This is a genomic window from Domibacillus sp. F004 (assembly GCF_057814295.1).
Genome location: NZ_JBVATB010000001.1, coordinates 453,818 through 476,792, shown reverse-complemented (window position 1 = coordinate 476,792; position 22,975 = coordinate 453,818). Strand labels below are relative to the sequence as shown.

General features: G+C 41.3%; 24 protein-coding genes, 1 other RNA gene and 1 riboswitch. Of the genes, 7 read left to right on the top strand and 18 right to left on the bottom strand.

From position 1 onward, the window contains the following. The first annotated feature begins 137 nt into the window (after positions 1-137). Together ACZYRN_RS02585 and ACZYRN_RS02580 are read left to right on the top strand one after the other, a co-directional pair. Positions 138-635: a phospholipase D-like domain-containing protein gene (locus ACZYRN_RS02585; RefSeq protein ID WP_488909928.1), complete on the top strand. Its 498-nt coding sequence runs from the start codon at positions 138-140 to the stop codon at positions 633-635. Further along, the gene (locus tag ACZYRN_RS02580) at positions 625-1,332 is read left to right on the top strand and encodes an IS6 family transposase (RefSeq protein WP_488909927.1); all 708 of its coding nucleotides are present in this window, start codon (positions 625-627) and stop codon (positions 1,330-1,332) included. Before ACZYRN_RS02585 ends, ACZYRN_RS02580 begins: the two co-directional genes overlap by 11 nt. A 173-nt stretch (positions 1,333-1,505) precedes the next feature. On the opposite strand, the gene ACZYRN_RS02575 is transcribed toward ACZYRN_RS02580, so the two are convergent. The 6 genes from ACZYRN_RS02575 to ACZYRN_RS02550 all read right to left on the bottom strand — a co-directional run bounded on the left by ACZYRN_RS02575 (position 1,506) and on the right by ACZYRN_RS02550 (position 7,198). Continuing rightward, positions 1,506-2,144, bottom strand: coding sequence for a CAP domain-containing protein (locus ACZYRN_RS02575; protein WP_488909926.1), 639 nt, complete (start codon positions 2,142-2,144; stop codon positions 1,506-1,508). A gap of 338 nt (positions 2,145-2,482) precedes the next feature. Continuing rightward, a complete protein-coding gene (locus ACZYRN_RS02570) occupies positions 2,483-2,668 on the bottom strand; it encodes an amidase domain-containing protein (protein WP_488909925.1) in 186 nt (61 codons plus the stop codon). Positions 2,669-3,212: 544 nt separating this feature from the next. Further along, positions 3,213-4,142 carry an SH3 domain-containing protein gene (locus ACZYRN_RS02565; RefSeq protein ID WP_488909924.1) on the bottom strand — a complete coding sequence of 310 codons (930 nt, stop codon included), beginning with the start codon at positions 4,140-4,142 and terminating at the stop codon, positions 3,213-3,215. Between the two features lie 273 nt (positions 4,143-4,415). Next, positions 4,416-4,631: a hypothetical protein gene (locus tag ACZYRN_RS02560; protein ID WP_488909923.1), complete on the bottom strand. Its 216-nt coding sequence runs from the start codon at positions 4,629-4,631 to the stop codon at positions 4,416-4,418. A gap of 688 nt (positions 4,632-5,319) precedes the next feature. After that, entirely contained in the window at positions 5,320-6,615 is a 1,296-nt protein-coding gene (locus ACZYRN_RS02555; RefSeq protein WP_488909922.1) for a nucleobase:cation symporter-2 family protein, read from the bottom strand. Then, positions 6,596-7,198 carry a xanthine phosphoribosyltransferase gene (locus ACZYRN_RS02550; protein ID WP_488909921.1) on the bottom strand — a complete coding sequence of 201 codons (603 nt, stop codon included), beginning with the start codon at positions 7,196-7,198 and terminating at the stop codon, positions 6,596-6,598. Before ACZYRN_RS02550 ends, ACZYRN_RS02555 begins: the two co-directional genes overlap by 20 nt. A gap of 108 nt (positions 7,199-7,306) precedes the next feature. After that, positions 7,307-7,407, bottom strand: a riboswitch (purine riboswitch). Between the two features lie 216 nt (positions 7,408-7,623). On the opposite strand from ACZYRN_RS02550, the gene ACZYRN_RS02545 reads away from it, so the two are divergent. The 3 genes from ACZYRN_RS02545 to ACZYRN_RS02535 are packed head-to-tail and all read left to right on the top strand — an operon-like array spanning position 7,624 to position 9,920. Next, entirely contained in the window at positions 7,624-7,764 is a 141-nt protein-coding gene (locus ACZYRN_RS02545; RefSeq protein WP_488909920.1) for a hypothetical protein, read from the top strand. A 25-nt stretch (positions 7,765-7,789) separates the two neighbouring features. Then, entirely contained in the window at positions 7,790-8,275 is a 486-nt protein-coding gene (locus ACZYRN_RS02540) for a cytochrome c oxidase subunit II (protein WP_488909919.1), read from the top strand. Further along, complete coding sequence (locus ACZYRN_RS02535) at positions 8,268-9,920, top strand: b(o/a)3-type cytochrome-c oxidase subunit 1 (protein WP_488909918.1); 1,653 nt, start codon at positions 8,268-8,270, stop codon at positions 9,918-9,920. Before ACZYRN_RS02540 ends, ACZYRN_RS02535 begins: the two co-directional genes overlap by 8 nt. A 91-nt stretch (positions 9,921-10,011) precedes the next feature. On the opposite strand, the gene ACZYRN_RS02530 is transcribed toward ACZYRN_RS02535, so the two are convergent. The 10 genes from ACZYRN_RS02530 to ACZYRN_RS02485 all read right to left on the bottom strand — a co-directional run bounded on the left by ACZYRN_RS02530 (position 10,012) and on the right by ACZYRN_RS02485 (position 18,203). After that, positions 10,012-11,154 (bottom strand): THUMP domain-containing class I SAM-dependent RNA methyltransferase, encoded by a 1,143-nt coding sequence (locus ACZYRN_RS02530; protein ID WP_488910530.1) that lies wholly within the window; start codon positions 11,152-11,154, stop codon positions 10,012-10,014. A 12-nt stretch (positions 11,155-11,166) separates the two neighbouring features. Then, the gene (locus tag ACZYRN_RS02525) at positions 11,167-11,721 is read right to left on the bottom strand and encodes an EAL domain-containing protein (protein ID WP_488909917.1); all 555 of its coding nucleotides are present in this window, start codon (positions 11,719-11,721) and stop codon (positions 11,167-11,169) included. Beyond that, complete coding sequence (locus ACZYRN_RS02520) at positions 11,700-11,783, bottom strand: hypothetical protein (protein WP_488910529.1); 84 nt, start codon at positions 11,781-11,783, stop codon at positions 11,700-11,702. The genes ACZYRN_RS02525 and ACZYRN_RS02520 overlap by 22 nt, the downstream gene beginning before the upstream one ends. 39 nt (positions 11,784-11,822) lie before the next feature. Further along, positions 11,823-12,863, bottom strand: coding sequence for a putative bifunctional diguanylate cyclase/phosphodiesterase (locus ACZYRN_RS02515; protein WP_488909916.1), 1,041 nt, complete (start codon positions 12,861-12,863; stop codon positions 11,823-11,825). An 83-nt stretch (positions 12,864-12,946) separates the two neighbouring features. Further along, an RNA gene (gene rnpB / locus ACZYRN_RS02510) (RNase P RNA component class B) lies at positions 12,947-13,336 on the bottom strand. Positions 13,337-13,391: 55 nt separating this feature from the next. Continuing rightward, a complete protein-coding gene (gpsB, locus tag ACZYRN_RS02505) occupies positions 13,392-13,724 on the bottom strand; it encodes a cell division regulator GpsB (protein WP_488909915.1) in 333 nt (110 codons plus the stop codon). Between the two features lie 289 nt (positions 13,725-14,013). Continuing rightward, on the bottom strand, positions 14,014-15,240 hold the full coding sequence (locus ACZYRN_RS02500; RefSeq protein ID WP_488909914.1) for a ribonuclease H-like domain-containing protein: 1,227 nt from the start codon (positions 15,238-15,240) through the stop codon (positions 14,014-14,016). Positions 15,241-15,257: 17 nt separating this feature from the next. Next, entirely contained in the window at positions 15,258-17,504 is a 2,247-nt protein-coding gene (locus ACZYRN_RS02495; protein WP_488909913.1) for a DEAD/DEAH box helicase, read from the bottom strand. Positions 17,505-17,577: 73 nt separating this feature from the next. Beyond that, positions 17,578-17,940: a DUF1798 family protein gene (locus ACZYRN_RS02490; protein ID WP_488909912.1), complete on the bottom strand. Its 363-nt coding sequence runs from the start codon at positions 17,938-17,940 to the stop codon at positions 17,578-17,580. Positions 17,941-17,960: 20 nt separating this feature from the next. Next, positions 17,961-18,203 carry a hypothetical protein gene (locus tag ACZYRN_RS02485; RefSeq protein ID WP_488909911.1) on the bottom strand — a complete coding sequence of 81 codons (243 nt, stop codon included), beginning with the start codon at positions 18,201-18,203 and terminating at the stop codon, positions 17,961-17,963. Between the two features lie 284 nt (positions 18,204-18,487). Between ACZYRN_RS02485 and recU the strand changes: the two genes are divergently transcribed. Both recU and ACZYRN_RS02475 read left to right on the top strand, forming a co-directional pair. Next, positions 18,488-19,093: a Holliday junction resolvase RecU gene (gene recU / locus ACZYRN_RS02480; RefSeq protein WP_488909910.1), complete on the top strand. Its 606-nt coding sequence runs from the start codon at positions 18,488-18,490 to the stop codon at positions 19,091-19,093. A gap of 26 nt (positions 19,094-19,119) precedes the next feature. Further along, entirely contained in the window at positions 19,120-21,798 is a 2,679-nt protein-coding gene (locus tag ACZYRN_RS02475) for a transglycosylase domain-containing protein (RefSeq protein WP_488909909.1), read from the top strand. Between the two features lie 47 nt (positions 21,799-21,845). On the opposite strand, the gene ACZYRN_RS02470 is transcribed toward ACZYRN_RS02475, so the two are convergent. Further along, positions 21,846-22,316 carry a YpoC family protein gene (locus ACZYRN_RS02470; RefSeq protein WP_488909908.1) on the bottom strand — a complete coding sequence of 157 codons (471 nt, stop codon included), beginning with the start codon at positions 22,314-22,316 and terminating at the stop codon, positions 21,846-21,848. Continuing rightward, a complete protein-coding gene (gene nth / locus ACZYRN_RS02465) occupies positions 22,313-22,966 on the bottom strand; it encodes an endonuclease III (RefSeq protein ID WP_488909907.1) in 654 nt (217 codons plus the stop codon). The genes ACZYRN_RS02470 and nth overlap by 4 nt, the downstream gene beginning before the upstream one ends. Positions 22,967-22,975: the final 9 nt, after the last annotated feature.

Here is a 22,975-nt window from a genome sequence, read left to right as displayed (position 1 = left end):
GACATTTGTAAAGTTGAACAGCTGTGGGAGATAGGGTTCAGAATTTACAAAAAAAAGAAGTAATATCAATTGGGAATTATGGTAAAATATTCACAACGAACAGATAATATAGTAGTGAAATAGAGGGAGGTCCAATTTTGAGTTATCAAGAATTGTCTCTAAAAACTGAATACAGATCATTTTTAGATGATATGGTTAAGGATTTCTACATACCTGTCCTTGATAAGTCGGTTAGATATGATAGAGCAGTAGGATTCTTTTCTTCTACAGCATTGATAGAGATTACACGAGGGTTGTCAGGGCTAATAAGAAATAAAGGTAAAGTAAGAATTATTGCTTCACCCAGATTATCACAAGAAGATATTGAAGCTATTACATACGGATATAAAAGTCGGAAAGAAATTATTGAAAAAAATTTATTAGATTCTTTTGAAGAAGAATCAAACATCTTCGATAAAAAAAGATTAAACCTCTTAGCACATTTGATTACCAATGGAATTGTTGATATAAAAATTGCACTAATAGAAGATAGGGTTCTGGTGCAAAAACTTCAAGACAGTTGCAAAAAATCTATGAAGTTTGGACATACTGATACTACTACTTTCAAAAAGGTGCGTGATCAGTATGAAGAATGAACATTTATTTAAGTGGAAGCACTACCAGCCTGAAATCATTTTATTAACGGTAAGATGGTACCTACGGTACAACCTCAGTTTTAGGAATCTTGTGGAGATGATGGAAGAACGGGGTCTATCTATTGCACATACCACCATTATGCGTTGGGTTCATCAATATGGACCTCAATTGGATAAGAGAATCCGTCGTCATCTCAAGCAAACGAATGACTCATGGAGAATCGATGAGACCTATATCAAGGTAAATGTGGAATGGAAGTACCTGTATCGTGCAGTGGATTCCCAGGGAAACACGATTGATTTTCACCTAAGCAAAACTAGAGACAAAAAGGCTGCAAAGCGGTTCTTAAAGAAAGCTTTGCTCTCTTTTCATGTCTCTAAACCTCGTGTCATGACCGTCGATAAGAATCCGGCTTATCCTATAGCCATTCAAGAATTAAAAGAAGAGAATCGTTTGCCTGAAGGCATACAAATAAGACAAGTGAAATATCTCAATAACATAGTGGAACAAGATCATCGGTTTATTAAAAAGCGAGTTCGTTCGATGGTAGGATTGAAATCTTTTCGCACGGCAAGGTTCATTATTTCTGGAATAGAAGCCATGCATATGGCTAAAAAAGGGCAACTTGTTTTACGGGACAAGTCTGTCCAAAATCAAGTGAAGTTCATCCATCAATTATTTGGAATTATGGCGTGAACCTCGATTCCGTTAGGAATCTGTACGAATCTTTCAAGATCATACTATATTTGCACCAGAACCGTCTGTATTCTTTATCTTTCTTCTTTTATTCTGATATAATGTAAAATTATTATTCATAGGAAATGAAAGATAAAAATCCCGCCAGCATATAAGCCAACGGGAGAATCGATTTATTTTCCGATAAACATTTGTGTCCAATGGCCGTCTACATATCCAACGCCAATATGCGTGAAGTCGGCACTTAAAATGTTTTTACGGTGACCATCACTATTCATCCAACCATCCATTACTTCTTCCGGTGTTTGTTGTCCTTTTGCAATATTTTCACCGGCTGCTTTGTACGTAATGCCAAACTGTTTCATCATATCAAATGGTGATCCGTATGTCGGAGATTGATGAGAGAAATAGCCTTTATCTTTCATATCTTGTGATTTTGTACGCGCAACATCGCTTAACTTCGTATCTAGTTGAAGAGCTTGCACTCCTTGTTTCGCGCGTTCTTGATTGACCAATTCAAAGACTTGCTTTTCAAATTGGCTGACAGAACCAGTCGTTGCTGTTGGCTGCGCTGCTGGCGCTTGTGTAGTAGTAGTTGGTGCTTGTGTTGTTGTCGGTGCTTGTTCTGGTGCAGTAGGTGCTTTTTGAACCGGCTGTTGTACTTTTTCGACTGTTTTTTCACCATTATATGTTTTATATTGAACAGGTTGATTCCAGTCACAAGTTGGTGTAGCGGCTTCTGCTTGTCCTGCTGTAAATAATCCAATTGACATTGCACCAGCAATCGCGGCCATACGTAGATTCTTTTTCACTTTTAAAATCCTCCTGCGTCATTTATTTTTGAATGTGGTGCCTCGGCTTCGGCTTTAATATTGCCGGAAATCTTACAATCCCGCAATAGGTTTTAAGCTTCCAAATTAAGCTAGCTTTCCATAATAATAGTTTCCTGTTTTCACCACCAACTTCAGCGCACACAGGGCTTGGGATTTAATCAGGTCGCTTTTTCCAAAAAAAAATCAGGTTATAAAAGCGTAACCTGCTTGTCATATTTGTTATGGTGAAAAAATCCTAAAAAGGCATTTTATAAAGACGTATTATCATCAATATGAAGAAACATATATTTTATCTTCGGGGTATATGCCGGAGAATTTTAGTATCTCCAATCGCGGTTGCGGGTGCTCACTGTATGAGCGTTGACGACCGGTGTATTGCCTGTTTTCCCGGTAACAATGGTTGAATGATCAAACCGGCCATCTCCATTGAAATCATAAAAAATCACATCTCCCAACATAAACTGCTTTGGTGAAGATACTCTTTTTGCTTTTAATCCTTTCATCTAACCTTTCAAATACTATCTTAAGGAATAAGAAACACTCCAGCTAAAACTCCAAGTGCCTCCACGAATCCACCACCCTTTATTTCGAATCGGGTACCTGTGCATTGGACCCCCGCAGATTTGTATAGAGCATGGTTGTTTTTGCGCTGGCATGACCTGCTTATGAATGATCATTCTTTTTTCAAGCCATGAAACCATTATTTTTTGTCATTTTTATACACTATTTTATTAGAAAATAAATGATGTAGCAGTTTAAGATACTTATCCCTTACCGTTCTATTCATTGTTAAAAATTCAATTGTTACAAGAATATAAATGGACGTATAAGACGCTCTGCTGCGATCTCTTGACATCCTGCTCAAGACTTCTTATTCATTCTTATTATAACGATTTGACGGCTCAAGATGATTCTGGTGTACTTGGACACATTGACAACAAAAAAAGAACCGCTCAGTGAACGGTTCAAAATTTTTATTGATTGCTAACTTTTTGCTCGTACATTTCTGCCTTCTTGGTAGAATTATGCAAGCTATAAAAAATTTAGTTATCCATGATACCAACCTGTTTTTACATTCACACCAACAATTCTATATTCTACCCCATCCATTTCAGCGTAAACTGACAGGGTTCCTTGATTGCCATAAACACCAGCTTTTTCATATCTAATAGTATCAATAGAATCTGCGTATCCTTGTCGTACTAGATCAGCTTCAAATTCCGCTTTTACCCCGGGAGCCCAATTATATGGATCAGCAAATTTCAGCTCGTGTGTTATGACATAGGCATATTTGTTTTTGTGTTTAATTTTGGACCAGCCATATTGCTGAGCAGTACTAAAGTCGTCCTGATCCTCACCGATAGGTACGCCACCATATACTTCCACTGTTTGACCAGTTTTAATATTCCCTACTGTTTTAGACGATGTGCTTGGTGAAGATTTTACGACAAGAGATTTGGCTGCATAGGCTTTGTCATAGTGTACAAATCCACTTGAAGCTACGTATCCCGCTTTTCCATTATACTTAATTTTCGACCATCCACCGGACACTGTACTATATACAAATACCGGTGTTCCTTTTTTTAGTGAACCAATCACTTTTGCTCTAGGACTTGGATTATCTTTTACATTTAAAGTATTCACATTTACTGTAAAGTGTTTGTTTACATCAGTAGATTTATTTGGTGATGGTGAAGAAGCCCCATTTTGCTTTAATCCACTGGTTGCAATATACCCTGCTTTGTTGTTGTACTTAATTTTCGACCACCCACCCGGTGCTGTATTATAGACGAATACAACTGCTCCTTTTTTAAGAGACCCTACTACTTTTGTTCTAGGTGATGGGTTTTCACGTACATCTAACGTTTCCACACTCACGGTAAAGTGTTTGTTTACATCGCTTGCTTCTGCTTTCTGCAAAGGTACCAACGTAATCATTAAAACTAAAGCTGCAATGAATCCAATAATCTTTTTCATAATATACCTCCTATGTAATTTTCTGAACTTCAAAACTATTTTACCACAACTTTTGGTGTGTTAATTAGAAAATTTTTGGTTTTAATAGACGTTTAATCATTCATTTTTTATATAGTCTATTAAGGTGTATCTTTAGAGAAAAAATATATTTAATAAATAATCAAATATGATCGGCGTGAGGATACTTCTTTCTCTTGGCGGTATTGAAATATACGCAAAAAAAACACCCGACTAAGTCGGATGGCTAATTATCTATGTTTATCGTAAAAAGGCTTATTTTCTTTGTTGTTCAATTTTAACCATCAAAGTACCTCTTTTATAACAGTAATCCAAAGAGATCCCCTTTCGATTAGCTGCTTGTTTCATCAAATCTATTTCGTAATACATAGCGTTAGACAAAATACCTTTTTTAATATTTTTGTTTATATAATAGTAATATCCAACTAATACATTCAGTGGCAGACAATCATACTCAGTATCCTCTTCCACTATTTGGCCCCCTCTTTATACACGAAGAACATGCCATTAAATGGAATATACCCTTTTTAATTTTATATAAACTAGTATTCTTCAATGTTCGAATGATTATTTTGATCCTTTTTTTTCAATATATTACCTCACCTTCGAGAATTATTATAAGCAGGAAAGAATTTTGGTATCTTTTTTAAAAGAAGTTCATGATATTCAAATTTCCCTTTTTCACAAAAAACGCCTTTTCCCCTTAACCTTGTTCAACTAACCTACTCCGTTAGTCCAATAAGAAAAGCAACACCAGTCGTTATATACATATGATCGTTCTTGCTTTATAAACCAAAGCGATCATCTAGCGGCAGCTTTTTTCCTCTACAAGCGTTTCTCCTTTTTTATTAATTAATAAACTATCGTCATCACTCTCATTTAATTAAATTTCGCTTGTAATAAGAGCGGTGTAGACGGTAGAATAACTTATTCATATCATTCAATCACACCCTATCTTGAATCCTAAACTCCCCCCACTTCATCTGGCAAGCTACGTGATTCCGGTTCCCAATAAGTAAATTTAAACTCTATTTCTTCATTTGTTACCTGCCGTTTTGTTACTCTTTTTGAACACAAAAAACGCCACCTCCATTTCTTTTCATGTAAGAAATGTAGATGACGTTCCGACATTTTACTGCCTTTAAAACGTGGGAGTATTTTATACTGCTTCTTTATTGATCGCTGTCCGCTTCCGGCCGATTTCATTAAACAGTACATTTAGGAAAAGCGCCGTCAAACTGCCGGCGACGATTCCATTTCCCGTTAAAATCTTTACACCGTCCGGCAGACCCGCAAATAAATCCGGTACAACTGTCACGCCAAGTCCCATACCAACTGAGCAGGCAATAATCAGTAAGTTTTCCTGCTTGCCCATGTCGACATTTCCAAGCATCTTAATTCCTTGAGCAATGACCATTCCGAACATTGCCACCATTGCTCCGCCAAGTACACTCGACGGAATAACCGTCGTAAACGCGCCGATTTTCGGCACAAGGCCAAGCAAAATTAAGAAGCCGGCTGTATAAAAAATCACCGTTCTTGACTTCACACCTGACAATTGCATAAGACCGACGTTTTGTGAAAAAGCCGTGTACGGGAACGCATTAAAAATCCCGCCGAGCACAATCGCTAGTCCTTCTGCACGGTACCCTTTCGCCAAATCACGCTCGGTGACTTCTTCGTCACAAATATCTGAAACGGCAAAGTAAACACCCGTTGATTCAACGAGGCTTACCATCGCTACGAGAATCATCGTTAAAATACTCGTCCATTCAAACGCAGGAATACCGAAGTAAAACGGCTGAACGATATGGAACCAAGATGCATCCGTAACGGGGGCAAAATCAACTTTGCCCATAAAGAAGGCAATACCCGTTCCGACAAGAAGACCGAGCAGCACAGAAATGGACCGGGCAAAGCCATTAAAAAAGCGATACATCAAAATAATAATAGCAAGCGTCGTAAATGCAAGTGTAATATTCTCGGCTGAGCCAAAGTCCGGGCTGCCTTGTCCGCCGCCCATATTATTCATCGCAACCGGAATAAGTGTCACACCAATAATCGTCACGACCGAACCCGTCACAACCGGCGGGAAAAAGCGGACAAGCCTGCTGAAAAAAGGAGCGATAAGTAAAACAAAAACGCCTGATGCAATAATGGCACCGTATATATAGTTAATACCGTGCGTTGTCCCGATTGCAATCATCGGACTGACCGCGGTAAACGTACAGCCAAGAACAACAGGAAGTCCGATGCCGACCCATTTGCCGCGCCATACTTGCATCAATGTTGCTATTCCGCACATGAAAATATCAATCGATACGAGATACGTCAACTGTTCTGGCGTCATGCCGATCGCTGCACCTACGATTAACGGAACAATGACTGCACCTGCATACATTGCTAGAACGTGTTGAATGCCGAGAGATGCTGTTTTAAACGTCGAGGGATTCATTTTGCAGCCCCTCTTTTTTAAACTGGATTTTCCCTTCTTTAAGCGACCCGATACGCGCTAATGATTCGACACGTATGCCTTCTTGTTCAAGCAACTCGGCGCCGTTCTGGAATGATTTTTCAATAACGATGCCAACCCCTGCAATGGAGCTGCCTGCCTGACGGACGATATCGATCAATCCGAGTGCTGCCTGACCATTGGCAAGAAAGTCATCAATAATAAGCACATGATCATCAGCCGATAAAAAGGTATTGGATACAGCAATACGATTCGCCGTTTCTTTCGTAAATGAATACACATTGGCTGTCAGTAAATCATCCGTCATCGTCAATGACTGCCGTTTACGAGCAAACACGACTGGCACGCCGAGTACGAGCCCCGTCATAACAGATGGTGCAATTCCGCTCGATTCAAGTGTAACAATTTTTGTAATTTTTTCTGATGCAAAACGCTTGGCGAATTCTTCCCCTATTTCTTTCATAAGCAAAGGGTCAATTTGATGATTCAAAAAAGAATCTACTTTTAAAATGTGTTCGGACAAAACGCGTCCGTTCTGTTCCATTTTTTCCTGAAGACGCTTCATTCTTTCTTCCTCCTAATTTATACATCTTCAGGCATTAAAAAAGCCTGAAGCACAATTTTCTCTTTACTAAACAGAGTGAACAATGCCCTTCAGGCTGCGAACGGACGAACCGTGCTGTTGTCCACTCATAGTCGGAACATTTACGGTAGTCCGGTAGATACTTGCAGGCCAATTCCTGCAATTATATGAGCGAATAATAGTTAATTTATGTTTTATATAATAGCAGAAAGCATGAAAAAATCAAGTTGAAATACGAACATTAAGATTCTATTTTTTCAGATTATTCGTCAAATTATATTTAACATTCTTTCACACTCTTTTCACATTCAGAAGTTATTTCGTGATTTTCCTCACAGAATCTGTTTTTTTGCAAGCTTAAGATAGTGTTAACGGGGAAATAAAGTAATCAAGAAGGGGGAGATTTAATGGCTTCAGGAAAACGCAATCATCATAATCAGGAAGAAGAGCACTCATTAAAAGGAACATTATACGCCGTATTTGGAGTAGGCATTTTCGTCATCGCTTCATGGTTCGTCGTCTTTTCTATTTTCACTGATCGTTTCTAATTTGTTTAAGGGAGGAAGTACACGTATGCATTTACACCGTTATGAAAAGTGGTGGCTCACGTTTGGAATCAGCTCGCTTGTCTTATTCCTCGTCATCGTTGGGATTGGCGCATTCCATCAAGGACATCAGCCGCCTAGTTCAGTAAAAACAATTAATTATGAACAAGTGGACAAAATCGCTCCATTTAACGAACCCGGCCTGAAAAAAGTGGAAGGAAAAGAGTGGGACTATGAACTTGTCGTTGTTGCTTCTGCATTTATGTACTTGCCTGCTGAAGTAGAAATTCCCGTAGGTTCAACTGTAAAAATTATTGCTACAACGAAAGATGTGGTGCATGGATACGAAGTAGCCGGCACAAACATTAATATGATGCTTGAACCCGGCTATATAAGTGAATACGTCACAACGATGGATAAAGCAGGTGAATATCTTGTTGTATGCAACGAATATTGCGGTACAGGACATCACACGATGAAAATGATGTATAAGGTGGTCGATGTAAATGAATAATAGCACATTTTTACGTGTAGATAAACGGGATGCACGCCTTGCTATGGCTCATATGTATGTTGCATTTGCGGCCCTTGCTATTGGCGGATTAATGGGACTTTTACAAGTATTTGTCCGTTCTGGACGTTTTGAGCTTCCAGCAAATATTGGTTATTACCAAGTATTAACTGTTCATGGCGTTATGCTCGGACTTGTCTTAACGACATTCTTTATTCTCGGTTTTCAAGCTGCTGCTGTAAGCCGTACATCTGGTACATTTACAGCGAAACAACGTCTAGCTAGCTGGATTGGTTTTTGGATTATGCTTCTTGGTACTGTTATGTCTGCAACGATGATTTTATTAAATGAAGCAACGGTTTTATATACCTTTTATGCACCGCTGCAAGCACACTGGATTTTTTATCTTGGTTTAACCTTTATCGTCGTTGGCAGCTGGCTCGTCATCTTTGCTCAAATTGCAAAGTATGCACAGTGGCGCAAAGAAAACAAAGGGCAAACTTCTCCGCTTTTAACGTACATGGTTGTTGCCAACTCTCTTATGTGGTTCGTTGCAACACTTGGGGTTGCAGCAGAAGTATTGCTTCAGCTTTTGCCATGGTCGCTCGGGCTAATTGAACGTGTCGACGTGGCGATTACCCGTACGCTATTTTGGTATTTTGGTCATGCACTCGTCTATTTCTGGCTCCTTCCTGCCTACATGGCATGGTATGTCGTTATTCCAAAAGTGATCGGTGGTAAAATTTTCTCCGATTCGCTTGCTCGTCTTTCATTCATTTTATTTTTATTATTCTCCATCCCGGTTGGTATTCACCATCAGCTTACAGAACCAGGGATTACAGAATTTTGGAAATTCCTTCAAGTTGTTTTAACCTTTATGGTTATTATTCCATCGCTCATGACAGCATTTAGCATGTTTGCTACATTTGAGCTGCGTGGACGTGAGCTTGGCGGAAAAGGATTATTCGGCTGGCTTCATAAACTTCCATGGGGTGATGCACGTTTTATCGTTCCATTTATTGGAATGGCTGCATTTGTTCCAGCTGGTGCGGGTGGGATTATCAACGCCTCTCATCAAATGAATCAGGTGATTCACAATACCATTTGGGTAACCGGGCATTTCCATTTAACCGTTGCAACAACCGTTTTATTAACATTTTTCGGGATTGCTTACTGGCTCATTCCGCATTTAACAGGACGCGTTTTAACACCACAAATGAATAAACTTGCGATTATACAGGCCTTTACGTGGGCGTTCGGGATGACAATTATGTCCGGCGCGATGCATTGGGTCGGCCTTCTCGGGGCTCCACGCCGTTCGTCTTACTCAACATATGGCGATGCTGAGCAGGCGCTTGAATGGATCCCCTATCAAATCGCACAGGCTGTTGGCGGCACCATCTTGTTCCTCGGCATCATTTTAGTGTTAATCATTTTTGTAAACTTATGCTGGTTTGCACCAAAAGGCGAAGAAGAATTCCCTCTTGGTGAAGTGGATAAAGATGCTGAAAAAACACCTAAGATTCTCGAAAACTGGAAAGTGTGGCTCACCGTACTGGTTGCACTCATCTTAATTGCGTACACCGTTCCGATTATGGACATCATCAACGGCGGTCCACTTGGATCAAAAGGATTCAAGCTCTGGTAATAGTTATAAAAAAAACGCAAAAGCAAGTCTGCTTTTGCGTTTTTTTCTATCTTCTGGATTTCTGACTGCTCACTGCTATTTTCTGATCACTCTATTCAGCACGGCGCGGTGGACGCTTGCCCCAGTATTGATAATAATCGCAACGAATAAACCCATTGAATAGTTTTCGCTTTTTCGTCGCCGGTTTGCCATATACTTCTTCAAACTGTTCATGCGACGTTAGCATATATATAGACCAGGTATCAAGCGATTTGAACTTATATCCCATATTCGCATACAATTTTTCAACAGCTGGACGGTCGCTTAATCGCTCGCCGTACGGTGGATTACCGACGATGACGCCATATTCTTTATCCGTTTCAAACTTTGTAACATCTCCAACCCGGAAGTTAATTAAATCACCAAGCCCTGCTTCAAACGCATTGCTGTTGGCAATACTGATCATAGTTGAATCAATATCAAACCCTTCAATGTCAAGCGGCTGATCATAATTTGCTTTGTCTTCTGCTTCCATTCGGACATCATTCCAGACGTTATCACCAATCCAGTCCCACTGTTCAGACACGAAATCCCGGTTAAAACCAGGCGCAATGTTTTGACCGATCAACGCTGCTTCAATCGGAATCGTACCAGAACCGCAAAATGGATCAATAAATGGCTTATCTGGGTACCAGTTTGTCAGCTGAACGAGTGCAGCAGCCAATGTTTCCTTGATCGGTGCTTCCCCTTGCCCGACCCGGTAGCCTCTTTTATGTAGACCTGCACCGCTCGCATCGATCGTAATCGTTACTTTATCTTTTAAGAGTGCGACTTCAAGCGGAAATTGCGCACCCGTTTCTGGCAGCCATGCCTCTATTTTATACGCATGCTTCAATCGTTCTGCAATGGCTTTTTTGACGATGGCCTGACAGTCCGATACACTGAACAGCGTCGACTTCACCGATTTCCCCTGCACCGGGAACGATGCATCTTTCGGCAAAAATTGTTCCCATTGAATCGCTTTCGTCTTTTCAAATAATTCATCAAATGTTTTCGCATAAAATTCAGCGGCCACTATTTTGACGCGATCTGCCGTCCGCAGCCACATATTGCAGCGGGCAATCGCCTTTGCATCTCCTTCAAAATAGACCTTTCCATTTTCTGTTCGCGGCGTATAACCGAGTTCTTTCACTTCTTTAGCAACAAGTGATTCTAGACCCATAGCAGCTGTCGCGATGATTGTGTATGTCATAATATCCTCTTTTCATTAATATTCTTCCGTTAAATCCAAATAAAGAAAGTCCATTAATTCTGTAATTGAAACCGGTTTTGAATAATAATAGCCTTGAATGTAATCACACGCTTCGCTTATTAAAAATTGAATTTGCTGCTCATTTTCAACACCTTCTGCGCTGACTTTTAAATGAAGACGGTGGGCCATTGTAATAATCGCTTTTACAATTGAAGCATCATCACCGTGCCGATCTATCGTCTGAATAAAATGACGATCAATTTTTAGGTGGTCAAGCGGAAAACGGTTTAAATAACTGAGCGATGAGTACCCTGTACCAAAATCATCAATCGACAATTTAAATCCGATGTTTTTCAGTTTTGTCAGCCGCTGCACTGATTTTTCCGCATTTGGCATAACCGTACTTTCGGTCACTTCCAAATCTAAAAGGTGAGCCGGTACATTCTCTTCACTTATAATATTGCGGATCGATTTAATAAAGTTATCCTCTAAAAATTGAATCGGAGATACATTTACAGCCAACGGCACATCACTAAATCCAATTTGTATTATTTTTTCAAATCTTGGCATACTTGCTTCAGCACCCATAAACCGATTGGAATGATAAGTCCCGTTTCTTCTGCAAGCGGAATAAATTCACTTGGCGATACCTCTCCAAAGTGGCGATTATTCTATCTAAGCAGTGCTTCCGCTCCCGCAACCGTTTTTGTTTTCACATCAACTTGCGGCTGATACACAATGGATAGTTCTCCTCGCTCAATCGCTTTCCGCAATTCCATTTCCATCGTCCATATTTCTTCGTTTTCAGTTTCCAATTCTTGGTGATATGCAGAAAAGCGATTGCGGCCATTTTGCTTTGATTCATACATCGCTTTATCGGCTTTCCGCAAAAGAGTGTGAGCATCCTGTCCGTCTTCCGGAAAAAAACTAATTCCGATACTTGTCGACATATAAATTTCCTGTCCAGCAACCTTAAACGGTGCGGAAAATGACTGAATAACCCGAGCTGCTAAACGAAATGCCTCACGTGGATGATGAATATTCGTTAGCGTAACCAAAAATTCATCACCGCCAAAACGAGCTGATATGTCTTTATTATGTAGCAAACTTTTAATACGATCCGATACCTGAATAAGAAGTTGGTCACCCGCTTCATGTCCAAATGTATCATTGACTTGTTTAAAGCGGTCAAGATCAAGAAAAAGAACAGCCATTTTTTGTCCATATTTTTTTGATGTTTCGAGCAGTGATTTCATACGGACATTATATGAATACCGGTTTGCGATACCTGTCAATGGATCGCTGTGTGCCATTTTCTTTAATTCTTCCTCTGCCGTTTTTTGATTCGTTATATCTGTGAAGACACCAACATACTGTTCTACAAGCCCTTTATCATCCGTTACAGCTAAAATCGTCAACCATTCAGGATAAAGTTCCCCATCTTTGCGTTTGTTCCATATTTCGCCGCTCCATATGCCTTCTTTTCGAATCGTCGCCCACATGTCATCATAAAAACGCTGACTTTGAATTCCCGAGCGCAATATGTTTGGCCGATGCCCAATTACTTCTTCTTCAAGGTAACCTGTCACGACTTGGAATGCAGGATTCACTGATAAAATAATTCCATCTGCATCAGTAACCATGATTCCCTCTTGTACGTAGCTATAGATCATTTCATTTACTTTTTTTCGCAGCGAATTACATTTTTTCATAAGAAGACGCCTCTCCTGTCAAATAGAAGAAAAGCTCCCCTAAAAAGGAGAGCTGAGTATGATATATTGAACCCTGAATAACGTTCTATAAGCCATGTTTTGTCCCTTTGTACTACAAGCGGCCAGGGTATGACCTCGTACTCCGGTGGCAATCATCTGTCTGCAGAAACATGTGCTTCTGCCTTTCCATTCGTTCAATTCCGTCCGGAAAGTGCCCCTACCAAAATTTGGGTTGCTCGCTCACGGGGTTTACCTCGTTCCACCTTTACCATTTCTGATAAAGCTCCGTCACTGTGGCACTTTCAAAGTATTCACACCATATCCGTGGGGACTTAGGTGTTTTCCCTGCCGTCAGCATTAAATGCTGCCCTGGCTTATGGTTTCGCCAGGCGTGATCACTACAGGCATCTCAGCACTGTGCGAGCATGGACTTTCCTCTGCAGCCGCTTGGACTGCAGCGATTACCCGAACGCTATTCATTTTCGTCTCCCTATTATACTTGATGATCACTCCAAATGCAACGAGTATTTATTCGTTGTTAAGACGATCACCAAATACGTGCCGCTCTAAATTCGACAAACGCTTTAAAATGTCGAAATTCGTTGATCCTGTTGCTTGCTGCTGCTGCGCGCGTATCGGCGGCTCGGGTTGTCTTTGGCGGGAAGCGATAGAACTGTTTTCTTTTTTTAAACGTAAATTTTCCTGTTGTAATTCTTCAATTGCCTGTTGAAATACATCATAATCTTTAATAATCAGATCTAAAAACTGATCCACATCATCCGGATTGTATCCGCGCATGGATGTTTTAAATTCTTTTTCGAGAATATCTTTCCCGGTCAGCTTAAGTTGGTCTGACAACATTGCCTTGCACCACCTTCATCGAGTCCTGTTTTTATAGGTTAATTGTTTCAAAAACAGTACCATTTGTCAATTAGGAAACAGGCCGTCTAAAGGCTTATTGCTTTTTACAAAAAAGCATAGAAACTATCTTTTAAATTCGTTAACACAAATGCAGTCAATCCGATAAACACAAAAAATAATAGAAAAAGCGCACGATTCAACCTGTCATTCACCTCATAGTTATAATTTCTCTTTTAAAATGGTACTCTTCATTTTACGATGTTTTCAACTATGTTACAACAATATGACATTAATTTTTACAATGATTCGACTTTTTTCTTTCTAGTCTTGTCAAACGATGTTCAATTTCCTTTCTGATCCTTTCGTCTGTTGCCATTTTAAGTGCTTGCTCAGTTACCTTAATTGCTTCGTCTATTTCTTTCCATCTATGTTCATACAGCTTGGCTAACTCGAGCGATGCATCGACTGCCCGCGTACTGCGGGACTTCCGGACGCGGTCAAACAGTACTCTCGCTTCTTCAAATGATTTTCCGCGCTTATATTGCATCGCTAGCCTGTAGGCAGCGTCAAGCGCCACATTATCTTGTCCTCTCTCCGCTGACTCGGCAAGGGCTACTCGAGCAGCTTCAACATTACCAGATGATTCAAACCATTTAGCAATTTCAAGCGCTGTGCGATCATCGTTTCGGACAGAACCGTCTAGTACAAGGCGGCTAATATGTGTATACAGTGTAAGCAAGCTGAGAATATCACGCTCATTATGCTTCATTACTTGTAATACACCTTCCGGATCTCCACGCTCCACATAATCATAATAAATAATTGGTGCTAAATGCCCTGGCACATCATCGATCCGTTCAATCCCAAGAATGTTTTTTTCTACATGGACGAGCTTGACCGATTCCATTGTATGCTTAAATAATCGGCGGGATGCATGATATAGATCGAAATGACCAAATGCGGGAAGAGCTGGCACTCGGTCACGCACAAATGTGTGGCGGGACTTTACCTGCGGCCAGTCAAAAGATTTCCCATTATAGGTGACAAGTGTCGTATAATCTGTTTCTTGTAAAAACTTCGCATAGAGTGCGGTCTCATTACCCGGTGACGGAAGGAAATATTGTTTTACGGTGACATGATTACCTGAGATGCGAGCCGTTCCAAGTAAAAAAATAATACTGCCTGATCCTCTAAGGCCTGTTGTTTCCGTATCAAAAAAATACAAATCTGACGGGGAGAATCCTTTTGCAGACAACGGATGAGCACCGTTGAAAGAAGACCAGTCTTGAATTGTTTTTTCCGCATCAAGGAATGTGTAATGGCCATGCTTATAATCAAGTGAATAATGCGTTTCACGGGTAATGCAATACTCGCCTTCAAAATGAAATACGCTTGCACCTGCCGCTTCCCACGTATCCCAGTGACGAATATTCTCTTGCTGCTTCTTGATCGGTAAAACGCTCTCTTCCCGCACAAGATGCTTTTTCATTCGTTGCAGTTTTTTAGTCATACTCATCCGTCCGTACTCCTTTCTTAAAATTGGTCAATTAATTGAATGCTTTTTCGTTTTGCATTCATTCCTTCGATTTCCATGCCAATGCAAGATGGACACCCGTTCTGACATGGACATTTTTCAATTAAATCTTTTGCAGCAGCTTTCACTTCATCGAATCTCTTATACACATCTTCAGCAAGACCAATTCCGCCCGGATAATGATCATACAAGAAAATGGTTGGAAATCCTGTATGGGTTGCTTTTATTTGCGAGACAACGTGAATATCATTCCGATCACACATCGTATGGATGGGTACAATATGATTCAGCACATTCGCAATCCCAATCAGCAATTGTTCAAGGGTCTTTTCTGTTAATTCTGGACTGATCTTTTTTAATTCTAGCCAGGCTGCACTTGTATGCAGCTCTTCTTCTGGCAGTGAAATCGGTCCTGATCCTATATTTTCGAATGTCGATAGCTTGATTTTTTTAAAAATCGTCGGAAGTGCATTCACAGTTACATCCCCATAATGGATAGCTGTCTTCTCCCGCTCTTTCGATTGATCAATTTCCAGCACCTTTAGCTGAACAGCTAGATTCGCATCTGTATAATATTCCACGTCCACTTTCCGAACGTACGCCTTTTTATTGGCCCAATCCAGCTTTTCAACTTGAAATTGCACACCTTCATGTAAATAAATAGCTTCATCATGTAAAAGCGTCATGGCACTAAACCGATCCATTTCACCGATAATTTTCACGTTTGCCACATCCGATTGATCCACAATTACTACATTTTCCTGAGAGGCCGATCGTAAGCTAATATTCGTTGCAGGAAAGGATTCATGTGCCCAATGATATTTGCCCCCATTGTAGTGAAGTACCCGCTCTTCCTGCAAATATTCAAGGATCTCATGAACTTCGGCCGGTCCGAATTTTTCCTCTTCTTTAAAAGGCAATTCATAGGCGGCGCATTTTAAATGATCTACAAGAATAATCAAATTCTCCGGATTAATCCGTGCAGATTCAGGTGAACGGTCAAAAAAGTAGTCCGGATGTTGAACAACGTATTGATCGATCGGTGCAGAACTTGCTACCATAATAATGAGCGCTTCACCGTGCCTTCTACCAGCTCGCCCGGCCTGTTGCCATGTGCTTGCAATGCTTCCTGGATACCCTGTCATCACACATACTTGCAGCTGCCCGATATCAACACCAAGCTCCAGTGCGTTTGTGCTGACAACGCCCAAAATTTCTCCGTCGCGCAGCCCTTTTTCAATCGCCCGGCGTTCATTCGGCAAATAACCGCCGCGGTATCCCCGAATTGTCTTCGGTCCCAGCTCTTTTTTGACCAGTTCTTGAATATGGCTTAAAATAACCTCCACCCTCACCCGGCTTCTTGCAAATATAATCGTTTGAATTTTATTTTTCAAAAATTCTTTTGCCATATTGTTTACTTCAACCGTAGCACTCTTTCGAATATTAAGCGGCTCGTTGATGATTGGAGGATTATAAAAAACAAAATGCTTTCTCCCTCTTGGCGCCCCGTTATTATCGATCAGCCTCATCGGATTACCTGTCAGCTGTTCCGCCAGTTCTTGCGGATTTGCAATTGTCGCCGATGTACAAATAAAAAGTGGACTGCTCCCATAAAAAGCGCAAATCCGCAATAGTCGCCGGATTACATTTGCCACATGGCTGCCAAAGACACCACGGTACGTATGTAGTTCATCGATTACGATGTATTTTAAGTTTTCAAATAAATGCACCCATTTCGTATGGTTTGGCAAGATGGCCGAATGAAGCATGTCCGGATTCGTAATCACGATATGACCCGCTTTTCGCACCTTCTGTCTGATCGCGGGCGATGTATCTCCGTCATATGTGAAACTTTTAATATCAATACCCATTTCACTGATCATTTCATTTAATTCACTTTTCTGATCTTGAGCAAGAGCCTTTGTTGGAAAAATATACAGTGCCCGGTTCGCCTCATTTTCAGCGATCGATTGCAGAACAGGCAAATTGTAACATAGTGTTTTACCTGAAGCAGTCGGTGTCACTGCCACAATATTTTCACCGTGCATAACCGACTCAAATGCGGAATATTGATGCGTATATAACTCCCCGATCCCTCTTTGCCAGAGAGCTTTTCGAATACGCTCGTCAACCATTTCTGGGAGCGGTTTCGTTTTCGCTTCTTCCGGTTCAATCTCATGCCAATTTATAATTTGTTCATTGTTTCGCAATTCAGCAATTAATTGTGAAAGTGTTTTCTTCTTCACCGTTCTTCACACCTTTCTTCCTATGCTAGTTTAACGAACAAACGCTCTTTTTGAAAGCAAAAAAAAGAACGCCTTATAGCGCTCCATCTCGTTTTACTATTTTTTCAAGCGATTCCAGCACGTATAACGCGGAATCTGCTGATTGAATAAATTTCGCTTTGCCCGTTTCAAAAAAATGGGCGTATGCACCGACTCGGCGTGCATTATCCGCTGTTTGCGTCACTTGAGCCGCATGTATATATTTTTGCGGATTTGTTTTCAGCCATTCGAGAGCAGATTGTTCCCATGTATCCGCCACCTTGTCCATTTCATCGGCAAATGGCTTCACAACACCGAAAAAATCAGCTGTCTCTTTGGTTTCTCTCCGCTCTTCATAAATTGATTTTGCTTTATGGATAAGCGCTTGAAGTGTTTCCGTCTGTTCAATCAACTGCACTGCCCACTACCCCGTTTCGTTTACATTGATCCTGCCGCCGGTTTTAACGTAGACATGAAAGAAGGTACGTCCGGTTCGCCACATAAAAAGCGGGCGCCTTCTTCCACAAGCAAAAGCCTGTTTTGAATGCGTTCTTTTTTCACGCGCAGTCCGAATAACTGTTGGTGCCGTTCAGCTGCTACTTTTGTGTATACGAGTCTTTCCAGCTCCAGCGTCTGTTGTTCAATCTCAGCTAACCGTTCCATCCATTCTTCTTTTGTCATGATCGTCTCCACCCCTTTGCTGTGATAAGGATAGATATTCGATTTTCCCTTTGTAATCCCTTCCTTGTCGACAAAACAAGTTGTGTCTTGGCAAAGAAAGAAGAATTTCGACAAATATTTCAGAAGTAGATTAGCTTTCTTCTACATATACCCAGTCATTATTATAGTAGCCGAATGAGAAGGATTATTCAATGTTAATGGTAAAAAAGCAATAAGGCTTTCCAAACAGGCCATTTGCTCATTCATGTGGTATAATATGTATGGATTCAGGAGGAGGGAAAAAAATGGCTATCCGCTACCCAAATGGCAAAAAACATACGTATCCGGCTCATCTAAATCAAGCTGAAACAACAGTGAAAGACACGACCTTCAGCAATCGGGGCATGACGCTTGAAGAGGATATTAATACGACGAATTCGTATTATTTAAATCGCGGGATCGCGGTCATTCACAAAAAACCTGTCCCCATCCAAATTGTCCGCGTCGATTATCCAGCTCGAAGTGCAGCTGTCATTAAGGAAGCTTATTTCAGACAGGCATCCACAACGGACTATAACGGGGTATATAAAGGAAAGTATATTGATTTTGAAGCGAAAGAAACGAGAATTGCATCTTCTTTTCCGCTCAAAAACTTTCACGAACATCAAATCAGCCATATGAAACAGGTAGAGTCGCACGGGGGCATTGCATTTGTCATCATTCGCTTTTCCCAATTGGACGAGCTCTTTTTTCTGCCATTTCAAGCGCTGTATACGTTCTGGTGCCGAATGATTGAGGGCGGACGAAAATCGATTACAAAAAAAGAACTCCTCACATTCGGTACGTCTCTCAAGCTTGGATTATCGCCCCGAATTCCTTATTTGGATGCGGTCGAAAGCATTTATTTTTAACTTTTGAAAGCGAGGAAATAAGACACATGTCTGATGAATACACATCGAGAATCGAAAAGAGGAACAAGCAACGAAAAAAACCGGCTCGTTCAAGCAAAGCACCGAAACAGAAAAAGACACCTGCTAATAAAAAGCAGTCGGTTATTAAACGTATTTTACTTGCACTCTTACTGCTCGTCTTTTTAACACTTGCAGGAGGCGCAGGATTGTTTGCTTATTTTGTAAAGGATGCACCGGAACTGGATGATGCATTGCTTCGTGATCCAATTTCATCGAAAATTAATGACATGAATGGGGATCTTATCACGAATGTAGGCTCAGAACGGCGCGATTACGTCACTTATGAAGATATCCCTGCGCTTATGCGCGATGCAATTTTAGCAACAGAAGACATTCGTTTCTTTGAACATAAAGGGATAGACCCGATCCGCCTTGCCGGTGCCGTTGTGAAAAATGTGACAGAGGGCTTTGGCTCACAGGGTGCAAGTACAATCACCCAACAAGTCGTGAAAATGTCATACTTGGATTATGATAAAACGTTAAAACGTAAAGCGCAGGAAGCATGGCTTGCTTATAAACTTGAAGAAGCCTATTCAAAAGAAGAAATTTTTGAAATGTATGTAAATAAAGTGTATATGTCTAAAGGAATAAATGGCATTAAAGCTGCCGCTGATTACTTTTTTGGTAAAGAGTTAAGTGAGTTGACTTTGCAGGAAGCCGCTTATATTGCCGGAATCCCACAAAGTCCAAATAATTACAATGCCAATGAGCATCCAGAAAATGCAGAAAAACGAAAAGACATTGTTCTTTCCCTTATGCATCAGCACGATAAAATTACACAATCAGAAATGGACGAGGCACAGCAACAAGACATCACTGATTCCTTAATTGAACCCGTGAACAAATCAGAGGTGGCAAAAGAATATAACTCTTACATTGATCTAGTTGTAGAAGAAGTTGAGGAAATGGGCTACAACGCCTATTCAGACGGCTTAACCATTGAAACCACGCTTGATAAAGATGCGCAAATGTACATGGATAAATTGTTAAATAGTGATGAATTCATTGATTATCCAAGTGATTTGTTCCAAGCAGGAATTGCCCTGACAGATACACAGTCTGGGGAAATTCGGGCCATTGGCGGCGGCCGTAAACAGGAAGTAGAACGCGGCTGGAACTATGCGGTTGATTCTCAGCGCCAGTCGGGCTCTGTTATTAAACCACTCATTAATTACGGGCCTGCAATTGAATACTTGAAATGGTCGACGTATGAACAAATTGAGGACAGCCCGCTCAATTATTCCAATGGCGGACCATCTGTTGGAAACGCCGGCGGTTCGTACGCTGGCATGATGACGATGCGCGAAGCACTTGTGCGATCAAAAAATACGCCGGCGGTTCGTACGCTGAAAGAAGTCGGATTTGAAGATTCATATAAATTCCTATCAGGACTCGGCATTGATATGAAAAATGAATATGAATCATATGCGATCGGTGCCAATGACGGCGAAGATGCGATCTCTCCCCTGCAAATGGCAGGTGCCTATGCTGCGTTTGGCAATGGCGGTACGTACAATGAGCCGCATACCGTTACAAAAATTACGCTTCCTGATGGAACAGAAATTAAAAGCGAATTTAAATCGGAATCAGCCATGAGTGATTACACAGCCTACATGATTTCAGATATGCTAAAAGACGTTGTGGACCATGGTACCGGAAGAGCAGCGAATATTCCCGGTCTCCCTGTTGCCGGTAAAACAGGAACAACAAACTATACGGCAGATGAACTAGCAAAGTATGATATCCCATCCAGCGGATCGCCGGATGCTTGGTTTGTTGGCTACACGACGAATTATACAGCAGCCATCTGGACCGGATATGAAAATCGAACAGAATATTTATCAAAAGAAAGCCAGCAAATTGCAAAAGAATTGTTTAAACAGTTAATGACGGAAGTATCATCCGATATAGAAACAGAAGATTTTGAAAAACCGGACAGCGTCGTTGAACTGGCTATTGTAAATGGGTCCAATCCAGCCCAAATTGCTGGAAATGGTATATCGGACAGCAATAAAGTCTATGAGTTGTTTGTACGCGGCGAACAGCCGAAGCGGACAGCGAAACCGGTGAAAGAAAAAGAACCGGAAGAGGAAGAAGACGAAGAAGAACAAGAGCAAGAGGAAGAGACACCATCAGGTGAAGTGACCGGATTAAGTGCTTCAGCTGACGCGGGCGGCAATATTTCTGTCTCTTGGTCATTTAGCGGCAGCGGCGCTTCATTTAGCGTAACGAACGGATCGGAAACGCAATCGATTGGCGGATTCTCTACCGTATTTGGCGGCGGGCAGCCAGGTCAGACCTACTCAATTACGGTGACAGCACTTGTCAATGGTCAAAGCGTGGACTCTGCTTCTACATCCGTAACCATTCCAGGCGGCCAAGCGGAAGAACCGGAACCAGTACCAGAGCCGGAACCAACGCCTAATCCAGTACCGGAGCCAGAACCAGTACCAGAACCAGTACCAGAACCAGAGCCAGAACCAGTACCAGTACCAGAGCCAGAACCAGAGCCAATACCAGTACCAGAACCGGACATACCTACTAACAACGGCAATGGGAACTCCGGAAACAATGGCAATGGAAACAATAGTGGCAGTACCCAAACCCAAAGCAACAGCAGTGGAGAAACCGAAGCAACAGAATAAAAAACAAAAGCGTCTATATGGAGCATATGCTCCGTATAGACGCTTTTTTATCGTTTACGAATGGCGTTTACTGCTGCCGCTTTCTGCAGCTCAGACATCAGTTCGATCAACTGTCGAAACGCCGGGTAGGTGCAGGGCCCGGCAACAATAAATTGAAATCGTTCGCGAAAATTAATCGGTTTTATGCCAAACTCCGCTTCTCTTTGCTTCCAGAAAACAGGGGCTGCCGGCGATCCATTTATCCAAAACAGCGCCATGAAAAAAAGAGCCAGCAGAGCGCTCGTCTCTTCGTGCGTATCTTTTTGGCGCAGTCGGTGTTTTTCCTCTACAGCAGCTATTAGATGTTCCCATATCGGCAGCAACTCTGGCAGCCCCCGCTGCTCTTTTAGCCACGGTTTTTTTTCGCCGGTTAATTCATATAAAAAATAAGGATATTGATCAAGCGTTTTTGGAACTGGTGCGTGCTGTTCATCTGAAAAGAAGCGAAGCCCAGGCGGTATTAGAATGAGATCCCTCATACAATCTTCTGCTTCATTCGTTTTTTCCCTTCCCGGCATAAATCTAATAGCGGGCATTCCGGACAGTTCGGGGACTGTGCTTTACAATGATAACGTCCAAAGAAGATCATCCGGTGATGCGTGACGGACCATTCATCCATCGGAATTTTCTTCATCAATGTTGCTTCTACTTCCGTCACGTTATCTTTCCAGCGGCAAAACCCTAACCGCTTGGAAATACGTTCCACATGTGTGTCCACCGCGATGGCCGGTACACCGAATGCAACAGACGCCACTACATTTGCTGTTTTGCGGCCAACACCTGGAAGTTTTACAAGTTCATCTTGTGTTTTTGGAACAATCCCGTTCCACTCGTTTATAATTAGATGCGACAATTTTTGAATATTTTTTGCCTTGTTTCGATACAAGCCGATCGAGCGAATGTCCTGTTCTAGTTCTTCGAGCGGTACTTCTATATAATCTTCTGGCGTTTTGTATTTTTCAAATAACCTTTTCGTCACTTTGTTGACGAGCACATCTGTACATTGTGCCGATAATAGAACCGCGATGACAAGTTCAAACGGATTGGCATGGTTCAATTCGCAATGCGCATCGGGAAACATCTCGCCAAACGTATCAAGACAGCGGCGAATTTCTTTTCTAGTCAGCATATTACATTC